At 61.9% G+C, this 18,800-nt stretch carries 21 protein-coding genes; 12 read left to right on the top strand and 9 right to left on the bottom strand.

The window, feature by feature from the left end:
* Positions 1-117 precede the first annotated feature (117 nt).
* On the bottom strand, positions 118-1,029 hold the full coding sequence (locus ACW9I6_RS13890) for a LysR substrate-binding domain-containing protein (protein ID WP_003210159.1): 912 nt from the start codon (positions 1,027-1,029) through the stop codon (positions 118-120).
* Between the two features lie 250 nt (positions 1,030-1,279).
* Here ACW9I6_RS13890 and ACW9I6_RS13895 point away from each other — a divergent pair, with 250 nt between their 5' ends.
* Together ACW9I6_RS13895 and ACW9I6_RS13900 are read left to right on the top strand one after the other, a co-directional pair.
* Entirely contained in the window at positions 1,280-2,695 is a 1,416-nt protein-coding gene (locus ACW9I6_RS13895) for a purine-cytosine permease family protein (protein WP_457339443.1), read from the top strand.
* A 221-nt stretch (positions 2,696-2,916) separates the two neighbouring features.
* A complete protein-coding gene (locus ACW9I6_RS13900) occupies positions 2,917-3,408 on the top strand; it encodes a GNAT family N-acetyltransferase (protein ID WP_003210163.1) in 492 nt (163 codons plus the stop codon).
* 165 nt (positions 3,409-3,573) lie between these two features.
* Here the strand turns inward: ACW9I6_RS13900 and ACW9I6_RS13905 are convergent, their stop codons facing one another.
* Positions 3,574-5,013, bottom strand: a complete 1,440-nt coding sequence (locus ACW9I6_RS13905; protein WP_457339444.1) for an amidase — start codon at positions 5,011-5,013, stop codon at positions 3,574-3,576.
* Positions 5,014-5,114: 101 nt separating this feature from the next.
* Between ACW9I6_RS13905 and ACW9I6_RS13910 the strand changes: the two genes are divergently transcribed.
* Positions 5,115-5,681: a TetR/AcrR family transcriptional regulator gene (locus ACW9I6_RS13910; protein WP_177019951.1), complete on the top strand. Its 567-nt coding sequence runs from the start codon at positions 5,115-5,117 to the stop codon at positions 5,679-5,681.
* 16 nt (positions 5,682-5,697) lie between these two features.
* The gene (locus tag ACW9I6_RS13915; protein WP_008435362.1) at positions 5,698-6,123 is read left to right on the top strand and encodes a GNAT family N-acetyltransferase; all 426 of its coding nucleotides are present in this window, start codon (positions 5,698-5,700) and stop codon (positions 6,121-6,123) included.
* A gap of 3 nt (positions 6,124-6,126) precedes the next feature.
* Here the strand turns inward: ACW9I6_RS13915 and ACW9I6_RS13920 are convergent, their stop codons facing one another.
* The gene (locus ACW9I6_RS13920) at positions 6,127-6,642 is read right to left on the bottom strand and encodes an N-acetyltransferase family protein (RefSeq protein WP_457339445.1); all 516 of its coding nucleotides are present in this window, start codon (positions 6,640-6,642) and stop codon (positions 6,127-6,129) included.
* 132 nt (positions 6,643-6,774) lie between these two features.
* Between ACW9I6_RS13920 and ACW9I6_RS13925 the strand changes: the two genes are divergently transcribed.
* Complete coding sequence (locus ACW9I6_RS13925) at positions 6,775-7,455, top strand: class I SAM-dependent methyltransferase (RefSeq protein ID WP_457339446.1); 681 nt, start codon at positions 6,775-6,777, stop codon at positions 7,453-7,455.
* A gap of 14 nt (positions 7,456-7,469) precedes the next feature.
* Here the strand turns inward: ACW9I6_RS13925 and ACW9I6_RS13930 are convergent, their stop codons facing one another.
* Positions 7,470-8,675: a TPM domain-containing protein gene (locus ACW9I6_RS13930; RefSeq protein WP_457339447.1), complete on the bottom strand. Its 1,206-nt coding sequence runs from the start codon at positions 8,673-8,675 to the stop codon at positions 7,470-7,472.
* 127 nt (positions 8,676-8,802) lie between these two features.
* Here ACW9I6_RS13930 and ACW9I6_RS13935 point away from each other — a divergent pair, with 127 nt between their 5' ends.
* Both ACW9I6_RS13935 and ACW9I6_RS13940 read left to right on the top strand, forming a co-directional pair.
* Positions 8,803-9,621 (top strand): alpha/beta fold hydrolase, encoded by an 819-nt coding sequence (locus tag ACW9I6_RS13935; RefSeq protein ID WP_457339448.1) that lies wholly within the window; start codon positions 8,803-8,805, stop codon positions 9,619-9,621.
* Positions 9,608-10,783 (top strand): ATP-binding protein, encoded by a 1,176-nt coding sequence (locus tag ACW9I6_RS13940; RefSeq protein ID WP_457339449.1) that lies wholly within the window; start codon positions 9,608-9,610, stop codon positions 10,781-10,783. The genes ACW9I6_RS13935 and ACW9I6_RS13940 overlap by 14 nt, the downstream gene beginning before the upstream one ends.
* Here the strand turns inward: ACW9I6_RS13940 and dapF are convergent.
* A complete protein-coding gene (dapF, locus tag ACW9I6_RS13945) occupies positions 10,752-11,585 on the bottom strand; it encodes a diaminopimelate epimerase (RefSeq protein ID WP_457339450.1) in 834 nt (277 codons plus the stop codon). The two genes, ACW9I6_RS13940 and dapF, sit on opposite strands and share 32 nt — an antisense overlap.
* Positions 11,586-11,715: 130 nt before the next feature.
* On the opposite strand from dapF, the gene ACW9I6_RS13950 reads away from it, so the two are divergent.
* Positions 11,716-12,774: an alginate lyase family protein gene (locus ACW9I6_RS13950; protein WP_008435376.1), complete on the top strand. Its 1,059-nt coding sequence runs from the start codon at positions 11,716-11,718 to the stop codon at positions 12,772-12,774.
* Between the two features lie 45 nt (positions 12,775-12,819).
* Positions 12,820-13,320 carry an AAA family ATPase gene (locus tag ACW9I6_RS13955; protein ID WP_457339451.1) on the top strand — a complete coding sequence of 167 codons (501 nt, stop codon included), beginning with the start codon at positions 12,820-12,822 and terminating at the stop codon, positions 13,318-13,320.
* Here ACW9I6_RS13955 and ACW9I6_RS13960 read toward each other — a convergent pair.
* A complete protein-coding gene (locus ACW9I6_RS13960; protein ID WP_177044837.1) occupies positions 13,317-14,879 on the bottom strand; it encodes a L,D-transpeptidase family protein in 1,563 nt (520 codons plus the stop codon). The two genes, ACW9I6_RS13955 and ACW9I6_RS13960, sit on opposite strands and share 4 nt — an antisense overlap.
* 37 nt (positions 14,880-14,916) lie before the next feature.
* Here ACW9I6_RS13960 and ACW9I6_RS13965 point away from each other — a divergent pair, with 37 nt between their 5' ends.
* A complete protein-coding gene (locus ACW9I6_RS13965; RefSeq protein ID WP_023658766.1) occupies positions 14,917-15,630 on the top strand; it encodes a murein L,D-transpeptidase catalytic domain family protein in 714 nt (237 codons plus the stop codon).
* A gap of 86 nt (positions 15,631-15,716) precedes the next feature.
* Positions 15,717-16,466: a creatininase family protein gene (locus tag ACW9I6_RS13970; protein WP_008435386.1), complete on the top strand. Its 750-nt coding sequence runs from the start codon at positions 15,717-15,719 to the stop codon at positions 16,464-16,466.
* A gap of 152 nt (positions 16,467-16,618) precedes the next feature.
* Here the strand turns inward: ACW9I6_RS13970 and ACW9I6_RS13975 are convergent, their stop codons facing one another.
* Together ACW9I6_RS13975 and ACW9I6_RS13980 are read right to left on the bottom strand one after the other, a co-directional pair.
* Complete coding sequence (locus tag ACW9I6_RS13975; RefSeq protein ID WP_003210199.1) at positions 16,619-16,960, bottom strand: hypothetical protein; 342 nt, start codon at positions 16,958-16,960, stop codon at positions 16,619-16,621.
* A 29-nt stretch (positions 16,961-16,989) separates the two neighbouring features.
* Positions 16,990-17,628, bottom strand: a complete 639-nt coding sequence (locus ACW9I6_RS13980) for a hypothetical protein (RefSeq protein ID WP_023658765.1) — start codon at positions 17,626-17,628, stop codon at positions 16,990-16,992.
* Between the two features lie 143 nt (positions 17,629-17,771).
* On the opposite strand from ACW9I6_RS13980, the gene ACW9I6_RS13985 reads away from it, so the two are divergent.
* Entirely contained in the window at positions 17,772-18,035 is a 264-nt protein-coding gene (locus ACW9I6_RS13985; RefSeq protein ID WP_003210203.1) for a hypothetical protein, read from the top strand.
* 15 nt (positions 18,036-18,050) lie between these two features.
* Here ACW9I6_RS13985 and ACW9I6_RS13990 read toward each other — a convergent pair whose 3' ends face one another.
* Entirely contained in the window at positions 18,051-18,782 is a 732-nt protein-coding gene (locus ACW9I6_RS13990) for a GntR family transcriptional regulator (protein WP_003210205.1), read from the bottom strand.
* Between the last annotated feature and the right edge of the window lie 18 nt (positions 18,783-18,800).

The raw sequence follows: 18,800 nt of genomic DNA on the forward strand, positions 1-18,800 counted from the left end.
AAAAAAAGCAAAGGGGGGAGCGGGCTTTCTCGCGAATGCGGTGTGTCAGTCACCAGATGTATTGACTGATCCACCGCTTTCGCGAGCAAGCCCGCTCCCACATTTTTAGTTCTGTGTCTAACCTAACAACCGCGCCAGCTCTTCCCGGCAATACTCCACAAACAACTGCACCGGCTTGGTCAACGGCGCCCGCCGCAACCACACCGCCGACAACCCCGACCCCGTCACCGTCTCCGCCAACGGCACGCACACCAGCTTCTGCCCGTCATAGGAATACGGCGAAAACGGCTTGGTCACCAGGATCGAAAACCCGAACCCGCGCCCCACCATCCCCCGCACCATCTCGATCGACGGCGAACTGAAGACAATATTCGGCGTCAGCCCACGCTCTTCAAAGATGCTCACGAAGTACGTCCGGCTCGGCAGCACATCCAGCAAAATCATCGGTTCCAGCACCAAGTCCGCCAACGACACCTTGGCCTGCTGCGCAAACCGGTGATCCGCCGGCAGCAACGCATAGGGTTGCTGCGGCGGCATCAGCGGCGTGGTCTCGATGGCGCTGCCCAGGTCATGCTCAAACAGCATCGCCACATCGATACTGCCGGCCGTCAGCGCCTGCACCAGTTCCTGCTGTTCGCCATCGCGCAGACGGATTTCCACCCCCGGCCAACGCTCCCGGAAACCGGCAATCAAGCGCGGCAAATACAGCGGTGCCACGGTTTCGAAGCAACCGATATCGATCTGCCCCGCCACCACGTCATTGTCTGCCAGGGCGTTCTGCTCAAACTCATGGGCCACCCGCAGCAGCTCCAGGGCCTTGCGATAGAACCGCGCACCGCTCGGCGTCAGTGACACCCCTTGGGCGTGATGGCGGATAAACAGCTGCACGCCGAAGCTGTCTTCCAGCTGTTTGATGGCCGTCGACACCGACGGTTGCGCGATATAGAGCTTGCGCGAGGCCTCTGCCACGCTGCCGCACTCGGCCGTGGTTACAAAATATCTGAGCTGGCGCAGGTTATAGGCAGCCATCGGGACCTCCATAAACGTGGGATTTCGCCCCAAACAAGTGCGTGAAAATCGGCTTTTCACACTGATTCAAGTGCATGCAACATACCGGAGCAAAAAACCCCGCGAGATATTATTTTTAAGGTCTATAGCAACAAACTTACTAATTTACCTCCCTGTGACCATTGCACATGATCACTCCAACAACAAAAGCGACGCACACGCGCCGCCCAGCGAAGTACGTCAACGTACTCACCTTGCCTTGGAGCTCGTCATGGTTACCACTGCAACATCCTCCGCCCCGCTTATCGAAAAACACACGATTGGATACGTGCCCCCGGAAGATCGCCACGGAAAGGTAAGAGACCTGTTCACCCTGTGGTTCGGCGGCAACATCGCGCCGTTGCCCATCGTCACCGGCGCGCTGGCCGTGCAACTGTTCGGCCTGAACCTGGTGTGGGGCATCATCGCCATCCTCGTCGGCCACCTCGTCGGCGGCGTGCTGATGGCGCTGCACTCGGCCCAGGGCCCGCAGATGGGCATCCCGCAAATGATCCAGAGCCGCGCCCAGTTCGGCTCCCTCGGTGCGCTGCTGGTGGTGGTAATCGCCGGCGTGATGTACATCGGCTTCTTCGCCTCCAACATCGTACTGGCGGGCAAATCCCTGCACGGCGTCGTCGACTCGATCCCGGTACCGGTCGGCATCGTCATCGGCGCCATCGGCTCGGGGATCATCGGCATCATCGGCTACCGCTTCATCCACGTCCTCAACCGCATCGGTACCTGGGTGCTGGGCGCGGGCATCGTGCTGGGTTTTGGCTACATCTTCACCCATGTGCAGACGGCCGACTTCCTGACGCGCGGTAACTTCAACATCTCCGGCTGGCTGGCCACCGTGTCGCTGGCCGCGCTGTGGCAAATCGCGTTTGCGCCGTATGTGTCTGACTACTCCCGCTACCTGCCGGCGGATGTGCCGGTGGCGTCGACCTTCTGGACCACCTATCTGGGCACCGTGCTCGGTTCCAGCCTGTCGTTCATCTTTGGTGCGGTTGCGGTACTGGCTACGCCGGTGGGCATGGACACCATGGACGCGGTCAAACTGGCGACCGGCTCCATTGGCCCGCTGATGCTGTTGCTGTTCCTGCTCAGCGTGATCAGCCATAACGCACTTAACCTGTACGGCGCCGTGCTGTCATTGATCACCCTGGTACAGACCTTTGCCTACCGCTGGATCCCGACCGCCAAGGCGCGTGCCGTGATCTCGGTGCTGGTGCTGGCGGCGTGCTCGATTGCGGCGGTGTTTGCGTCAAAGGATTTTATCGGGCACTTCGTGGACATGGTGCTGGTGCTGCTGGTGGTACTGGTGCCGTGGACGGCGATCAACCTGATCGACTTCTATGCGATCCATAAGGGCAAGTACGACATCGGTTCGATCTTTCGCGTGGATGGCGGGATTTACGGGCGGTACAACCCCCAGGCGCTGGTGGCCTATGCGGTGGGGATTGTGGTGCAGATTCCGTTTATGAATACGCCGCTGTATGTCGGGCCGATTTCGGCGCATATCAACGGGGCGGATTTGTCCTGGTTGGTGGGGTTGGTGGTGACGTCGCCGTTGTATTTCTGGTTGGCGAGTCGGGACAGTGCGTATAAGCGGCGGTTGGAGGGGGGGAAGTTGGTGGGTGGGGTTTAATAGAGCCTGGCTCAGTTACCAGAAAACCCGCATTTGCGGGTTTTCCAGTTATCCGGCTTGGCGAATATTGATGGTGCCAGGAAGGCCACCATCGCGGCCTCGCTAAAGCTCGACGGCTCCCATAGGGGGTCGGTGGTGTGAGTGGGTTTTGTGTTCGGCGGTGCTGTCGGGGTGTTCTTTCTTTATCATGGGGGCTGTCGTTCAATTTCTCTGGTAACCCAATGCCCGCCCTCACCTTCCGTAACGCCAACCCCGCCGACGCCAACCGTTGCTACGAAATCGAAATCACCGCCTACGAAGGCGACGAAGCAGCGACCCTGGAAAAGATCGCCACGCGCATTGCGCTGTACCCGCAAGGCTTTCTGATTCTGGAGGCGGATGGCGTTGTGGTCGGTTTCATCAACTGCGGTTGCGCCGATGAAGTGGTGATGTCGGATGAAGCCTTCAAGGAGTTGGTCGGGCATTCAGCCGATGCGCCGAATGTGGTGATCATGTCGGTGGTGGTGGATCCCGCCCAGCAAGGCAAGGGCTACTCCACGCGCTTGATGACGGAGTTCGTGCAGCGCATGCAGGCGATGGGCAAGAAGACCATTCACCTGATGTGCAAGGACCAGCATGTGGAGCTGTATAAGCGCATGGGCTATCGCTATGTGCAGCCGTCGGCGTCGGACCACGGCGGGATGGCGTGGCATGAGATGGTGATGGATATCTAGCCATCACACTTCCCCCTGTGGCGAGGGAGCTTGCTCCCGTTGGTGTGCGAAGCGCCCCTGATTCAGTGGATGCGTTTTTTCAGAGACTTGGTGACTGGTTTTGGGGCTGCTGCACAGCCCAACGGGAGCAAGCTCCCTCGCCACAGGGAAAGCATTTGCCTTGGGTTACAGGTTTCCCCCGGCCCACACGTGCGGGCGACGTGCAGCCCAAGGCGTTGCCCGTTCCAGTTGCGTCGCCAGGCCAAGCAACATGCCCTCCTGACCAAACGCGCCCATGAACTGCATGCCGATCGGCAGCCCGCTCCGGGAATCATGACCCAGCGGCACCGACATCGCCGGCGCGCCAATGACGTTGGCCAGCGCGGTAAACGGCGAATGCGCAAACACTCGATTCATCCACCCTCGCCCGTCCAGTTGCGCCTGGCCCTGGTTGTAGTCGCCGATCATCGGCGCCAGCCCGGGCAGTGTGGGCGACAGCAGCACGTCATATCGCTGGAACAGGTCACCCATGTGGCGCGCGACGATGTTGCGTTCCCACAGGGCCCCCAACAGGTCTGTCGCTTGCAGTGACTTGCCCAGGCGATACAGCGCCAGTGTCGCCGGTTCCAGGTATTCAGCGCTGATCGAACGACCCGTCGCGCCGGCAACTGCATCTATCCAGGCTGCCGTGTTCGACGACCAGAAACGCGCATTGAGTTCGACAAACGCTTCCCAACTGACGCCAATGTCCGGCTGGATTTCTTCAACCTGATGACCCAGTGCTTCCAGTTGTTTGGCGGTATTGAACAGCGCCTGTTCCACCGCCGGATGCAGCTTCTGCCCGTTTAAAGGCAGGCTCTGGAGGGCAATGCGCAACGAACCGGGCGCCCGTTGGGCAAGCGCCGAAAAGCTGCTTTCTGGCGGTGCTATGTGAAACGGATCTCCAGGCGCGCCGCCATGGATCGCGTCGAGCATGCCAGCGCTGTCGCGTACCGAACGGGTCAATACCCCGTGCACTGCCAAACCACTCCAGACTTCGTCGACGTCCGGCCCCATGGGCACGCGACCACGGCTGGGCTTGAGCCCGAACAGGCCGCACATTGACGCGGGTACGCGGATTGAGCCGCCGCCATCGGTCGCATGCGCCACCGGTACCAACCCCGCCGCCACCGCCGCTGCCGAGCCGCCGCTGGAACCACCGGCGCTGCGCTGCACGTCCCACGGGTTGCGGGTGGGGCCTGAAAAGCGGCTTTCGGTGGTGGTGCTGGCGGCGAATTCGGGGGTGGTGGTGCGGCCCAACGGCATGAGGCCGGCGCGGCGCAGGCGGGTCATCAGCTCCGAGTCGGCATCGGCGGTGCAGCCCTGCGCGAGCGCGCTGCCGAGTTCATTGCGGCGGCCTGCGGCGCTGACGCCCAGGTCTTTGAGCAGCAGCGGCACGCCATGGAACGGGCCTTGGGCCGCAACCGGTTCATCGTCCCAGGCTTCCACCAGGGCGTTGATCTGCGGGTTGACGGCTAAGATGGCTTGCAGGGCCACCGCGCGCACCTCGTCGACACTGACAGCGTGGGTGTGGATCAGGCGTGCCAGGCCGGTAGCATCCTGATCGGCATATTCAGACAGGTACATGAAACCCTCCAAACGGGTATGATGAATACTCTTCGGTATCGAACGATACCGATAAGTATCATGCGATACTCAATGGTATCGCTGTCAAGTGGAGAATGTGCATGCGTGCGCAACGGACACCTCAACTGCCGCCACGCGAGCGGATCGTCGATGCGGCGCAAACGCTGTTTGTCGAACAGGGCATCACCCGTGTCAGCGTGGATGCCATTGCGGCACTGGCCGCCTCGACCAAGATGACCGTGTACCGGCATTTCGAGAATAAGGATGCGCTGGTGCTGGAGTGGCTGGAGCGCCTGACGGAAAGCTACAGCGATGTGCTGGATGGCCTGGCGCAGCAACACCCCGACTCCCCCAGGGAACAGCTGCTGGGCTTGGCGGTTTTTATCGTCGACGACCTGGAACGGGCGGGCTATCGCGGTTGCCCGTTTACCAACACCCTCGCGGAAATTCCGGAGGCCGATCACCCTGCGCGAGCGCTGATCCAGGCGCATAAAAAACGCCAGTTTGAGCGGGTGAAGCTGCTGTGCACGCAGCTCAAGGCGAGCAAGCCCGGGGAGCTGGCTGAAGAGCTGACGTTGTTGATGGAAGGTGCCCAGGTGGTTGCGCAAAACAAAGGCGTGGATCAGGTGGGTGAACGGCTGATGCGGATGGTGCGGGAACGGCTTTGACAGGGAGCAGAACCTGATGAAACAGCATTTGATTGAGATAGGTGACCAACCAGACGCCGAAGCCGAGCAGCTTCTCGGCAAGGGACTCGCCGCCTTCAACGAACACATCACCGGCTCCAATGACCGACGTCCGTTGACGGTGCTGATCAAGGATCCCGACACCGGTGAAACCCTCGGCGGCATCACCGGCAAAACCAGCCTCGGGATGGCGTTCCTCGACCTGTTCCATTTGCCCGATGCGCTGCGTGGTTCAGGCCTGGGTACATCGCTGCTGAAGGCGTTCGAAGACGAAGCCCGTCACCGAGGGTGCCGCTCGGCGGTGCTGTACACCATCAGTTTCCAGGCCCCGGAATTTTACGAGAAGAATGGCTGGGTACGTTTTGGTGAAATACCATGCGACCCGCAAGGCAGCAGCCGGGTTTTCCTCAGCAAAACGCTCTGACGGCTAGACGCCAAGCCTTTTGCCAAACAACCGATTTTCATGGGTTTCATTCTGGAACGTATACGCAGGCGCCCCCAGTAGCTCATAACCACGACGCGGGTAAAAACCCAGCGCCCGCTCGTTGCCGACCCACACCGTCGCCCACAACAAAGAAGCGCCACCCTGCCCTGCACGCTGTTCAGCCGCTTGCAGCAAACGGTAGCCGAGTCCGAGCCCGGTAAACCGTTCCTGGATGTAGAGCCGCTGCAACTCCGCCGGTTTCGGGGTTGAGATCAGCGCATGGCCGGTGTCCATCGCAACCTGGGCAAACCCCACCAGATGCCCATTGGCTTCAGCGACGATGATGGCCGTGCCCGGCTGGGCGATCAGAGCGGAAATCGTCTGGGGCGAAAACGCTTGCAGCGCCTCGGCGGCGATTGAGTCGCGAATGCCTTCGGTGGCGTAAGTATCGAGAAAAACCTGCATGCCCAGCACGCCAACGCATAACGCGTCTTCAGGTCGTGCATCGCGGATAAGCATGTCGGGGAGCATTCGAGGGGTACTCTCAAAATCAGCAAAGGCAACGTTTTAACACAACTGCACATCTCTGCAATTGCCAGCCTGAATTCGCCCCAGTAGGGTTATCGCTTCCCCCGCCAACAGGAGCCAGCAATGACCTGGTTTTCAGACCCCGACGCTGTTGCCCGCTACGCCGAAGGCCCGGTGAGGCTGGTACCGGGTTTCGAGTCCCTGCAGCGCATGACCACCCTGTTGCTGCGCGAAAGCGTCCCAGCCACCGGCAAGGTATTGGTACTCGGTGCAGGCGGCGGCCTGGAGTTGAAGAAGTTTGCCGACAGCCAGCCCGAGTGGCAGTTTGTGGGGGTGGACCCGTCTGCCGAGATGCTGAAGCTGGCCGAGGCCACCTTGGGTCCGCTGATGGCCCGGGTGCAGTTGCATGAAGGCTATATCGATACCGCGCCCGAGGGGCCGTTCGATGCCGCCACGTCCTTGCTGACCTTGCATTTCATCCCGGCCGAAGAGCGTCTGCAAACCCTGAAAGAGCTGTGGCGGCGCTTGTCGCCGGGCGCGCCTTTGATTGCGGCGCATCACAGCTTCCCCCAATCCTCGCCAGAGGAAAAAGCGCGCTGGCTGAAGCGTTATGCGGCCTATGCGGTGGATTCCGGCGTACCGGCTGAAGATGCCCAGCGGGCGATTGCCGCCATCAGCAGCCACTTGCCGGTGCTGTCACCCAACGACGATGAAGCGCTGCTACGGGAGGCAGGCTTCGAAGGTGTGGAACTGTTCTACGCGGGCTTCAGCTTCAAGGGCTGGGTTGCGTACAAGCCCGCCTAGCTTCCGGGGGAGGCTTACCAACTCCCCGACGCCCCACCCCCACCACTGGAACCACCACCACCCGATGAGCTGCTGCTGGAACTGGAACTCGAACCGGAGGAGCTGGAGCCCCCACCCGACCCCGACCCCGACCCGCCGCTGATACCGTGGGCAAAGATGAACAGCGCCGCGAACGAAGCGAATGGAAACGCCAGCAGCCATCCCGTGGCGCCCTTGTCAATCAATGCCCCCACGATCCCGTACACCACCAGCACCGCCAACAGCCGCGCGATAAAGCCCACCTGGCTCTCTTGCCACATGCTCTTCATCACCAGGAACAGGCCGAGATACAGGCCCAGGACCAGCAACCCTGCGAATGGATAAGCCAGCCAGTGAATAAGGGATATCTCCCGCACGAAGTTATCGGTCAGCAGCACGCCGGCGATATAGCCCAACAGCACCAGTACGGTGTAAAACGCCGCCCTCGCCTGCCACAACGCGCCGAAAGTAGCGCCACCGATCAGCATGCACAGGGGCAGCAACAGCAAATAGACCGGCCAGTCCTTGCCGCCCGCAACCGCAACCAGCACCACGGTGACAACAACCACCGCCATCAGGGCCCGGCGCCAAGGGAGTTTTTCGGCGCCCATCAATACCCCGACCACCCCGCCAAACATGAATGCCAGGAGTACCGCATACGCTTCAGGCGGAAAACCGGCCTTGGCCACCTCGGGCAAGTTGCCGCCGTCCACCAATAGCGTCAGGTCGTCCACCGCCTGCTGCACGCCGCCGGCGTAATCGCCCTGGCGAAACGCCGGGGTGATGTGTTCCTCGATGATGCGGTGGGCCAGCAGGTCGGTGACCACGCCTTCCAGGCCGTAACCGACTTCGATCCGAACCTTGCGATCGTCTTTCGCCACCAGCAGCAGGATGCCGTCGTTGACGTCCTTGCGCCCCAGTTTCCAGGCACGGAACAGTTGGTTGGCGAAGTCCTCGATGCCAACGCCCTGGGTGCTCGGCAGCAGCATCACCGCCACCTGTGCGCCCTTGCGTTGTTCCAGACCGGCGAGTTGCGTGGTCATACGCGATTGAGTGGCAGCGTCGAGGGTTTGGGTCAGGTCGATCACGCGCTGGTCCAGCGCAACCGTGACCGGCGCCGGGGGAACGGTATCGGCCCACACCTGTGAGCCGGAAACGATCAGTAGCAAGCCCAAGACACATTGCCGTAGGAACACCATCATGTTTTGTTACCTGAAGTTTCATCCTGAATCGGCCGACTTTACCCTATCGACGCTATAAACAGGTGACCCGACGCCACCGACTATCTAGACTTACGCCACCCCCACACACGCCCTACACGAGAACGCCATGGACCTTCAGCAGCGCAACAATGTCAGGGTGTATGGCAGCGGTTCCTCGACCCTGGTTTTCTCCCATGGCTTCGGGTGTGATCAAACCATGTGGAATTATCTGTTTCCTCATTTCACCGGGCGTTTCCGTGTGGTGCTGTATGACCTGGTGGGGGCTGGCCAGTCCGACCTGGGCGCGTACGACAGCGAAAAATACAGCTCACTCGCCGGCTACGCCCACGACTTGAGCGAGATTGTTGATGAATACGCCGTGGGCTCGGTGGTGCTGGTGGGGCACTCCGTCAGCGCGATGATCGGCGCCCTGGCCGATCGCCAGGCGCCCGGAACAATCGCCGCCCATGTGATGATCGGTCCTTCGCCGTGCTATATCGATTCCGGTGACTACACGGGCGGGTTCACCCTCGACGATATCCATTCGTTGCTCGATACCCTCGACAGCAATTACCTCGGCTGGTCCAGCACCATGGCCCCGGTAATCATGGGCGCACCCGGGCAACCTGCACTCGGCGAAGAACTGACCAACAGTTTCTGCCGCACCGAGCCGGACATCGCCAAGCGCTTCGCACGGGTGACCTTCCTGTCGGACAACCGCCAGGACATCGCGGGCCTGGTGACCCCCACCCTGATTCTGCAATCCACCGACGACTTGATCGCACCGGTGTGCGTCGGTGAGTACCTGCATGCCGCGTTGCCCGCCAGCACGTACTGCCTGGTCGATAACGTGGGGCATTGCCCGCACATGAGCGCACCCGGCGCCTGTTCAGCGGCCATGGACAGTTTCCTGTTGCCATGGGTGGGTGCCGATGCCAGCCGATAACCTGTCGTTGCCGGATGCTCAACGTTTGTTCGACGGCGCGCCCTGCGCCTTGGTGGTGACCCGGGAAGACGGCACCATCGTGCAGGCCAACCAGTGCTTCAGCGACTGGACCGGCTTCAGCGTCGAGGAGTTGAAGGAACGACGGTTCCAGGACCTGCTGACGATGGGCGGGCGGATCTTCCATCAGACGCACCTGGCGCCGCTGATGAAAATGCAGGGCTCCATCGCCGAAGTGAAACTCGACCTGCTGCACCGTGACCGGCGCACCGTCACGGTATTGCTCAACGGCGTCAGGCACGAACATGCCGGTATTGCCTACAACGAACTGGCCCTTTTCGGCACCACCGACCGCGACAAGTACGAGCGCGAACTGCTCAACGCCCGCAAACTGGCTGAAGCCTTGCTGCAGGAAAAGACCGCCGCTGAAGTCGCGCTGCATCAGGCCCAGGCCGAACTGAGCAGCGCCTATGAAATCGCCCAGCGCCGGGCGCTGTTTGCCGAACAGATGGTCGCGATTGTCAGCCATGACCTGAAGAACCCGCTGACCGCGATCAAGATGGCCTCGGAGTTCCTCGCCCGTGGCGAGCGCAGCCCCAAGGAGCGCCAACTCCTGGGGCATATCGGCCTGTCCACCGAACGGGCGCAGCGGATGATCGCCGACTTGCTGGACTTCACCCAGGCCAGAGTCGGCCAGGGCATCAGCATCAACCCCGTAGCACTCGACCTGCACGCCGTCACCCGTGACAGTCTCGACGAGTTGCGGGTGGCGTTCCCCACGGCGACCCTCGAACATCACGCCACGGGCAGCGCCCGCACGTTCCTGGATGCCGACCGCATACAACAAATCATCGGCAACCTGGTGGCCAACAGCGTGGCGTACGGCGACCTGCAACAGCCGATTACCATCACCTCGCACCAGGACACGCAAGAGAGCCGGCTCTCGGTGCATAACCACGGCCCGGCGATTCCCGAAGCGTTGATGGCTGGCTTGTTTGAGCCCATGACCCGAGGCACGGAGCAGGACAGTGAGGTGCGTAGCGTTGGCCTGGGGCTGTTTATCGTGCGGGAAATTGCCAAGGCCCATGATGGAGGTGTTTCGGTGAGCTCAAGCCCGGACCGGGGCACCACCTTCAGTGTGCACTTTCCATTGCGCCACCCATGAGCGTGGCCGCCACAGTGCCGTGAACAACGGTTTGGACTGGCCCCGTCAACACCACGCCGTCACGCCCATCCCAATGCACCGTCACGGTACCGCCATCGCATTGCACGTCGACGGTGTCATCCAGCAGCCCACGACGAATCCCGTTGACCACCGCGCCACAACAGCACGAGCCCGAGCCTTGCGGGATACCGCCGCCCCGTTCCCAGATGCGCAGGCGGATATGACCCCGGTCGAGTACCTGCACGAAATGCACATTGGTCTTGTTGGGGAACAACGGGTGGGTTTCCAGTGACGGGCCAACCGCCGCAATATCGACCGCCGCCAGGTCGTCGACAAAGAAGGTGCAATGCGGGTTGCCCATGCTGCACGCCGCCGGGTCGCCCTCCAGCGGCAAGCGTTCGGTGTCCATCGCTTGCGCCAGCGGAATAGCTTCCCAGCCCAATGATGGCGGCCCCATGTCCACCGACACCCGCTGCGCCGATTCGCGCACGCAGGTCAGCAGCCCCCGGTTGGTTCGCAGCACGAGGGTGGCAGTGCCGGCTTCGCGCATCAGCATGTCTGCAACCCCGCGGGTGGCGCTGCCGCAGGTGTCGAGCGGGGTGCCGTTGGGGTTCCAGAATTTGATACGGGCGGCCGCGTCAGTGCAGTCGAGCACCACGGCCAATTGATTGAAGCCGATGCCGCGATGACGGTCACCCAGGCGGCGGGCGATTTCAGCGGTGATCGGGTCATCCTGGCCGCGCCGGTCGATCACGATGAAATCATCACCGTGGGCGTGCATCTTCACGAACTGCAAAGTCATGGGGCGTCCTGTTCTCGACCGGGCTTGGCGGGCTAGGATAGAGGGCTGGCGGGTATTTCATCAAATTCCCATCACGGGCATGGTAGCGTGACTTTGCCCCGCCCGGGTCAATCCATCCCTGAGGAACAGCATGCTACAACGCCCTCTGCACACCGTGGCCCTCGCCGCGCTGCTCGCCGCGTTCGCCAACGCCGCCTTTGCCGCGCCCCAGGTCCTGAGTGCCTGCCAGCCCGCCACCTCGAATCCGACCTCCAAATCGCTGCTGGCTGCCGCCCAGCGCCACCTCGGCGACCAGCCCGACGCCCTGCCCCATCTGCACACCGAAGGTACCCTGCCGAACCACGGCATCCGCGAGCAAAGCATCGCCGCCGAGAAGGATTGGCCAGTCATGCGCCAGGCGGCCCTGGCCTGGCGCCTGAGCCGTGACACGCGCTACCTCAAGCAAGTGGATGACTACCTGAGCGCGTGGGCCAGCACCTACCAGCCGGACTTCAACCCGATCGACGAAACCAACCTCGACATGCTGATCAGCGCCTACGCCCTCACCGCCAGCGACCTTCGCCCCCAGACCCGCGACGCCACCCGCGCGCTGCTGACCAACCTGGGCAATGGCTATATCGAGCGCATCAAGCAGTTCCACGGCGAAAAGAAAGCCACCAACACCAATAACTGGCAGAGCCACCGCGTAAAACTGGTCACGGTGGCCGCCGCCGCACTGGGCGACCGCGAGATGCTCGAACAGGCCTTCCAGCTGTTCCGGCAACAGATCAACGACAACGTACTGCCCGACGGATCGGTGAGCGACTTCCAGGACCGTGACGCCCTGCACTATGTGGTCTACGACCTGGAGCCGCTGGTGCAGGCCGCGCTGGCGGCCAAGCCCTACGGCATTGGCGGCAACTGGCTGGACGTCACCGCGCCCCACGGTGGCTCGCTGAGCGAAGCACTGGACTGGCTGGCGCCGTATGCCAAAGGCCAGCGCAGCCACGAAGAATTCGTGCATACCCACGTGCAGTTTGACCGGGACCGGGCCCGCGTAGGTGAGCCTGGCTACAGCGGCGAATGGAACCCGAAAAGCAGCAATACGCTGTACTGGCTGGCGGCGCAGTTGGACGCCCGGTATCTGCCAGTGGCCGAACAACTCGCGCCCAAGCCTTCGGACTGGATCAGCGCCTGTTATTTGAAGTGAGTCGCCCGGTAGACTGAGCCGACTCACCCCTTCGAAGGATCGACCATGCTTATTGTGTTCAGCGGCCTGCCCGGCACTGGGAAGACCACGATTGCCAAGGCCCTTGCCGGCCAATCCGGCGCCGTGTATCTGCGCATCGACACCATCGAGCAGGCCATCCGCGATGCAGGGGTCCTGGAGCAAGGTGTGGGCAGCAGCGGTTACCAGGTGGCCAATGCGCTGGCGTTGAGCAACCTGTTGCTGGGCCGCACGGTTGTCGTCGATTGCGTTAACCCGGTGGCTGAAAGTCGTCAGGCGTGGAGCGACACTGCGCTAAGCGCCGGTAAGCCGCTGGTGAATATCCAGGTGGTGTGCTCCGACCCACACGAACACCAACGTCGCGTGGAATCACGCACCAGCGATATTCCGGGGCTCACGCCGCCCACCTGGCAGTCCGTCCTGGCCCATGAATATGAGCCATGGGCCGAGTCGCCATTGACCGTCGATACGGCGCGCTTGCCTCCCCATGAGGCGCTGACGATGATCAACGCTCAGCTAAGCGCCTAGAGCGCACTCTCCATCGCTTTCATCAACACCGGGTCGCGCCCGTAAATGTCCGGCGCGTAGAGCAACGCGCCCTTGCCATCGACCTGCACCGTCCAGTACCCCAACAACACGGGTACCGGCGTCGCGAGCCGGAACTCGTGGGTGGTTTCCGTCGCCAGCAGTTCTTCGGTGCGGATCTTCTCCGCCGGGCTCACCAGCAAGTCCCGCAGCAGCAGCGGCTGCTCAACCCTCACACATCCCGAACTGAAGGCCCGCGGGCCCTTGGAGAACAGCGGCTGGCTCGGCGTGTCGTGCAGGTACACCGAATACGGGTTGGGAAAGCGCAGCACGATCCGGCCCAGCGGGTTGCGCGGGCCGGCGCCCTGGCGCAGCAGGATGTTGCCGGGGTGCGACCAGTCAACCTGTTCCGGTGCCAGCGGGTTGCCCTGGCTGTCGAGCACTTGCAGGTTCTGCTGGCGCAGGTATTCGGGGTTCAGGCGGATCGCCGGCAGCTTGTCCTCGCGCATGATGGTGGGCGGGATGGTCCAGGTGGGGTTCAGGGTCAGCCGGGTGATGCGCGACTTCAGCAGCGGCGTCTGGCGGTCGGCGCGGCCGACTTGCAGGCGGGTTTGCCACACGGGCACGCCGCCCTGGTAGAAGCTCAGTTGCGCCGCTGCCACGTTCACCAGCACGCCCTCGGGTTCCAGGTCCCGGGACAGCCAGCGAAACCGTTCAAGGTTGATGCGCAATTGTTCGCGGCGAATCGCCGGGCTGATGTTCAGCTCGGTGACCGTGCCGGGGCCGATCACGCCGTCGGCTTGCAGGGAATGGCTTTGCTGGAAGGTCTTGACCGCGTTGACCAACTCGCCACGGTATTGCGTCCCCGCGGAGGTGGCGCTCAGGTAGCCGCCATTGACCATTCGCCGCGCCAGTTGCGGCACCCGCGAATCGTCCATGCCCGGGCGCAGCAACGGGCCGCTGGCCACGGCTTCCCAATGCTGCAACGGTTGCTGGCGCAAGGCGGCGTAGGCACTGCGCAGGCCAAGGTATAGCGGCGCGCTCGGGCGGGCCTGGTCGAAGGCTTGGGCGACGTTCTGCATGCCGGCCTCGGCCATGGCCAGCAATTGAGTGTCGGGGTCCGGGGCAGGTTGCGAATGCCAGACGGGCTCGAAGCGCGACTGCTGCAAGCGGCCGAAATGCAGGTCCTGCAGGGCTTGCAGGTACTGCTGGCTGGTACCGATGTCGATGCACAGCACGTTCCCCGTGGCATCCGCCGGGGGCAGTCTATAGTGAGTCGGGTCAAGGCCATCGTCGGCCAGCAACTGCAGTTGGGCTAGCAATGCGGCGCGGCGATCCCCCTCGGACCACAGCACCACGTCGCCCTGCTGCTGATAAAACGCCTGCAAACGCGCCAGGGAAGGCGCATCGACCTGCCCGTCCGGGCCTGGGCAAACGGTCGACAATTGCGAGAGCGCCAATTGCACCGGGGCCGGCGACACCACCAACAGGTCTTCGGCTGTCGCGACCAGCGGTGCAACGAGCAGGCAAATGCTCAAGTAACATGCGTGTTTTTTGAACAATCGCTTAGCTCCCATCCACGGCGGAGATGCTTTATACATGCTGACCTTTTGCTGCCGACTCGGCCTGATCATCTCGACCTTTGCCTCGCTGAGCACCGTTGCGCTCGCAGACACGGGTAAACCTCTTACTCTGTATAGCAGCCTCGCCCACGCCGCTCCAGAACTCAACCCCGATGTACTGAAAAGAGCCTTGAGCGCCATGCAATGCGCGGTGGGCAATGGCATCGAACAGTCCGACCGGCTGGCGGTGATCGACTATTCCCAACCTTCGACCGCTCGTCGCCTATGGATCTTCGACCTGCGCAAGAAGACATTAGTGCTGCGGGATTTGGTGGCCCACGGACAAAAATCCGGGGAAAACTTCGCCACCCAGTTCTCCAACCGTGAAGGCAGTTACCAGTCCAGCATTGGCTTGTTCCGCACCCAGGAGAGCTACGAAGGCGCCCACGGCTACTCGCTGCGCATGGACGGCCTGGAGCCGGGTTTCAATGACCGTGCACGGGACCGCGCCATCGTGATCCATGCCGCCGACTATGTAAGCCCGTTGTGGAGCAAGCGCGAAGGCCGTATCGGCCGCAGCCAGGGTTGCCCCGCCGTACGCCCGCAGGTAGCGCGCCAGGTGGTGGACAAACTCAAGGACGGCCAGTTCATGTTTTCCTGGTACCCCGACCAGCGCTGGCTGAAGTCCTCGGCTTACCTCAACTGCAAGCCGCGCCAGATGGCGAGTGCCGGTACTGTCAAAGGCGGTTGATGCTCTCGCTGTTGCCGTGCACCATGCGGCTCACGCCACCAGGAACTCCACCGTGTTCCTGGGCTTGATGAGAGAGAGAACCTGAGATGCTTTTACATCAATCCACCTGGATCGAGATTGGCCAGTTTCTGGAACGCAGCCGCAGCATCGTGATTCCCATCGGCTCCAACGAACAACACGGCCCCACCGGCCTGTTGGGCACCGACTGGATGTGCCCGGAAATCATTGCCCATGAAGCGCAGAAGAACGCCGACATCCTGATCGGCCCGACCTTCAATATCGGCATGGCCCAGCATCACCTGGGCTTCCCGGGCACCATTTCCCTGCGCCCTTCGACCTTTATCGCGGCGATTGGCGATTGGGTACGTTCGTTGGCAGGCCATGGTTTCGAGAAGATCCTGTTTCTCAATGGCCACGGCGGCAATATTGCCTCGATCGAAGCGGCGTTCTCCGAGCTGTATGCCGAGGCCAGCTTCAGCGGGCGCCCGTCGGGTTATGCGCTGAAACTGTGCAACTGGTGGGACCTGGAAGGCGTGAACGAACTGGCGCACCAGCAGTTCCCGGTGGGCCACGGCAGCCATGCCACGCCGTCGGAGATCGCCGTGACCCAATGGGCCTACCCGGACGCAATCAAGTCGGCAGACTACTCGCCGCAAATCGCCAACACCGGCCCGATTCGCGAAGCCCGCGACTTCCGCGCGCGTTTCCCGGATGGGCGCATGGGTTCAGACCCGGCGCTGGCCACCCCGCAAAAAGGCGGTGAGTTGGTGGCGTTGGCGGCCAAGGGGTTGGTGAAAGCGGTCGAGACGTTCAGCAGCGAGCCAAAGCCGAGCTGAATCATTCGCTCAAGACAATGAAGATCAACTGTGGGAGCTGTCGAGCTTTAGCGAGGCTGCGATGGGATCACCTCGGTGTCACTGTCAGACCGCAGTGATGCTATCGCAGCCTCGCTGGGGCTCGACAGCTCCCACAGACTGGCCCCAGTCGATTACAGGCAATCCTGCGCCGCATGCTCGAACCGCGACGGCTTGAACGTCGATGCCAACGGCTTGCGCTCGTACAGGAACACCTTGCCGCCGTCCTGGGACTTGTAGACTTCGAGGATGTTGTCCGCGGCGATCTTGCTGCTCACCACGATCCGGGCATGCCGCGAATTCTGCGTGACCGTGGAGGTCATGCCGTTTTTCTCGAACTTGGGCACCACGCACTGCACGTAGGCTTCAGGGTCCTTGGCGGTTTGCAGGGTAAGGGTTGGGGCATTGGGGGCGGATGCACAGCCCGTCATCAATAAAGAAGCAGAAGCCATCGCTGGCACTAACAACACGCGCATAAAAATTCCTGAAAAATAAACGAAGTGGGCTAACCGGCAGCGACCAACGCCTTGAGCGAGGCATCGAACTGCTTTAATGCGTTCAACTGAACGTCGCGCTGCTGCCCAATCTGTGCAGCGATCTGGGGCGCCGTTTTGTCATGTACCCACACATTAGGCAAGTGCATTTGCATCGAACCCTCGGCTTTGGCGATGTATTGCAGGTCAAGGTCATAGAACTTGGCAACAAACCGCGCTTCCACCCGATCATTACGCTGGGTCAGCAATTGGTTGTAGGTATCGAGCATCACCACCACATCCGGGTGCGCCTGCAACAGCGCATCAAGGTTGTCGTAACGGGTGACCGAGGCAAAGGTGTGCCGCAACGAAGCCATCAGCCAGTCAATCGCCAGGTCCGGGTCGGAACTGTCGACGAAAGCCTGGCGAATCTGCTCGTCCAGCTGGCCCTTGGCACCATTAACCGCCATGGCGTGGTAGCGCGCCAGGTACTCAAGGTTGTCGAGGGTATTGTCGCTGTAGAGCACGCCGACCGATTGCGAATGCTGCAACCCGACCGGGCTGGCGACGATCGGCGCCAGGTGGCTGGCTTGAAGCCCCCCGGCCGACGCAGAGCCAACCATTGTGCTCATCAGCAGCGCCACCAGGGCCAAACCGGTAAAAGTCCTCATCGCAGGGTCCTTGCACATCATGTTCAATGATGGCAATTGTCCTCCTTTTTCAGAAAAACAGAACTCGCAATACTTGATGGTGACTATTATCTAGAGCAATAGTGTCGTGCAGGCCGCCTCACACAAAATGATAAGGAACGCCTATGAAGCCCCACCAGAAAACCTTCGATCGCATCCGTGAAGCTGTGCTTCCGGAGTTTCGCGAGCGGGTTGCCGATTACCTGGTCGACTATGAGGAAGTGCTGCTGGACAACGCCGCCGAACCGGAAGTGATCTACGCGATTGCCCAGCAACTGCGTGGCTACTTGCGCGGCTTGAACACCACCCGGGTACTGGGCATGGCCGACTGGGAAGACCTTGACCGCCGGGTGGTGCAAACCTGGCTGGTGCTGCTCAAAGCCGAATAGCACCGCGCCTCAAGCTCAGCGTATATCCACGCGATAACGGAAATGTTCGGCGTGGCCACGGCCGCGTCGCAACTCCAGGGGTTGGCCGGCGTAATCCCGGGCCAGCCGCTCGATCACCATCACCGGGCTGCCCACCGGCACCTGCAACCAGCGGGCCCACACGTCATCGATGGACTCGGCAGTGAGGGCTTCCTCGGCAGAAGCGACTACTTGCCCGCAGACTTCTTCGTAAGTGGGGTACAACAGCAATCCCTGCCGGGTCAGATCCACGTCCAGCAGCGCCTGGAACCGCTCGCGCGGCAGCCAGATTTCCTCGGCCAGCACTGGCCCGGTGTCCAGCACGTGTACCCGCACGATGCAGATTACCGGCGCATCCGCTGCCAGCCCCAGCACCTCGCTCACCGACAACGGCGCCTTCACCGGCTTGACCGAGAGGATCCGGCTCTGCGGCAGCTGGCATTCACCGCCCGGGCCCTGGAAGCGGAAACACCGGAACAACGACGACTGAAACTTCGGGCGGCGCACAAACGTACCACGGCCCTGCTGGCGCTCCAAAATGCCCTCGCCCACCAATGCCTCGATCGCTTTACGCACAGTGCCGGTAGACAGCTGGTACTGGGTGGACAACACCGCTTCAGGGGGAATAGCCGCACCGGCGCGCCAGTGATTATTGGCAATCTGCTCAATCAGATGATCCCGAAAACGCTGGTACAGCGGCAGGCGGGAGTCACTCGACAGTATATTCATGGATCAGGATTCACTTAG

It is taken from the genome of Pseudomonas sp. SDO5522_S412 (assembly GCF_054071215.1).

Coding starts and splice junctions, on each gene's coding strand:
- ACW9I6_RS13890 (WP_003210159.1), bottom strand. CDS start 1,029: ATGGCTGCCTATAACCTGCGCCAGCTCAGATATTTTGTAACCACGGCC.
- ACW9I6_RS13895 (WP_457339443.1), top strand. CDS start 1,280: ATGGTTACCACTGCAACATCCTCCGCCCCGCTTATCGAAAAACACACG.
- ACW9I6_RS13900 (WP_003210163.1), top strand. CDS start 2,917: ATGCCCGCCCTCACCTTCCGTAACGCCAACCCCGCCGACGCCAACCGT.
- ACW9I6_RS13905 (WP_457339444.1), bottom strand. CDS start 5,013: ATGTACCTGTCTGAATATGCCGATCAGGATGCTACCGGCCTGGCACGC.
- ACW9I6_RS13910 (WP_177019951.1), top strand. CDS start 5,115: ATGCGTGCGCAACGGACACCTCAACTGCCGCCACGCGAGCGGATCGTC.
- ACW9I6_RS13915 (WP_008435362.1), top strand. CDS start 5,698: ATGAAACAGCATTTGATTGAGATAGGTGACCAACCAGACGCCGAAGCC.
- ACW9I6_RS13920 (WP_457339445.1), bottom strand. CDS start 6,642: ATGCTTATCCGCGATGCACGACCTGAAGACGCGTTATGCGTTGGCGTG.
- ACW9I6_RS13925 (WP_457339446.1), top strand. CDS start 6,775: ATGACCTGGTTTTCAGACCCCGACGCTGTTGCCCGCTACGCCGAAGGC.
- ACW9I6_RS13930 (WP_457339447.1), bottom strand. CDS start 8,675: ATGATGGTGTTCCTACGGCAATGTGTCTTGGGCTTGCTACTGATCGTT.
- ACW9I6_RS13935 (WP_457339448.1), top strand. CDS start 8,803: ATGGACCTTCAGCAGCGCAACAATGTCAGGGTGTATGGCAGCGGTTCC.
- ACW9I6_RS13940 (WP_457339449.1), top strand. CDS start 9,608: ATGCCAGCCGATAACCTGTCGTTGCCGGATGCTCAACGTTTGTTCGAC.
- dapF (WP_457339450.1), bottom strand. CDS start 11,585: ATGACTTTGCAGTTCGTGAAGATGCACGCCCACGGTGATGATTTCATC.
- ACW9I6_RS13950 (WP_008435376.1), top strand. CDS start 11,716: ATGCTACAACGCCCTCTGCACACCGTGGCCCTCGCCGCGCTGCTCGCC.
- ACW9I6_RS13955 (WP_457339451.1), top strand. CDS start 12,820: ATGCTTATTGTGTTCAGCGGCCTGCCCGGCACTGGGAAGACCACGATT.
- ACW9I6_RS13965 (WP_023658766.1), top strand. CDS start 14,917: ATGCTGACCTTTTGCTGCCGACTCGGCCTGATCATCTCGACCTTTGCC.
- ACW9I6_RS13970 (WP_008435386.1), top strand. CDS start 15,717: ATGCTTTTACATCAATCCACCTGGATCGAGATTGGCCAGTTTCTGGAA.
- ACW9I6_RS13975 (WP_003210199.1), bottom strand. CDS start 16,960: ATGCGCGTGTTGTTAGTGCCAGCGATGGCTTCTGCTTCTTTATTGATG.
- ACW9I6_RS13980 (WP_023658765.1), bottom strand. CDS start 17,628: ATGAGGACTTTTACCGGTTTGGCCCTGGTGGCGCTGCTGATGAGCACA.
- ACW9I6_RS13985 (WP_003210203.1), top strand. CDS start 17,772: ATGAAGCCCCACCAGAAAACCTTCGATCGCATCCGTGAAGCTGTGCTT.
- ACW9I6_RS13990 (WP_003210205.1), bottom strand. CDS start 18,782: ATGAATATACTGTCGAGTGACTCCCGCCTGCCGCTGTACCAGCGTTTT.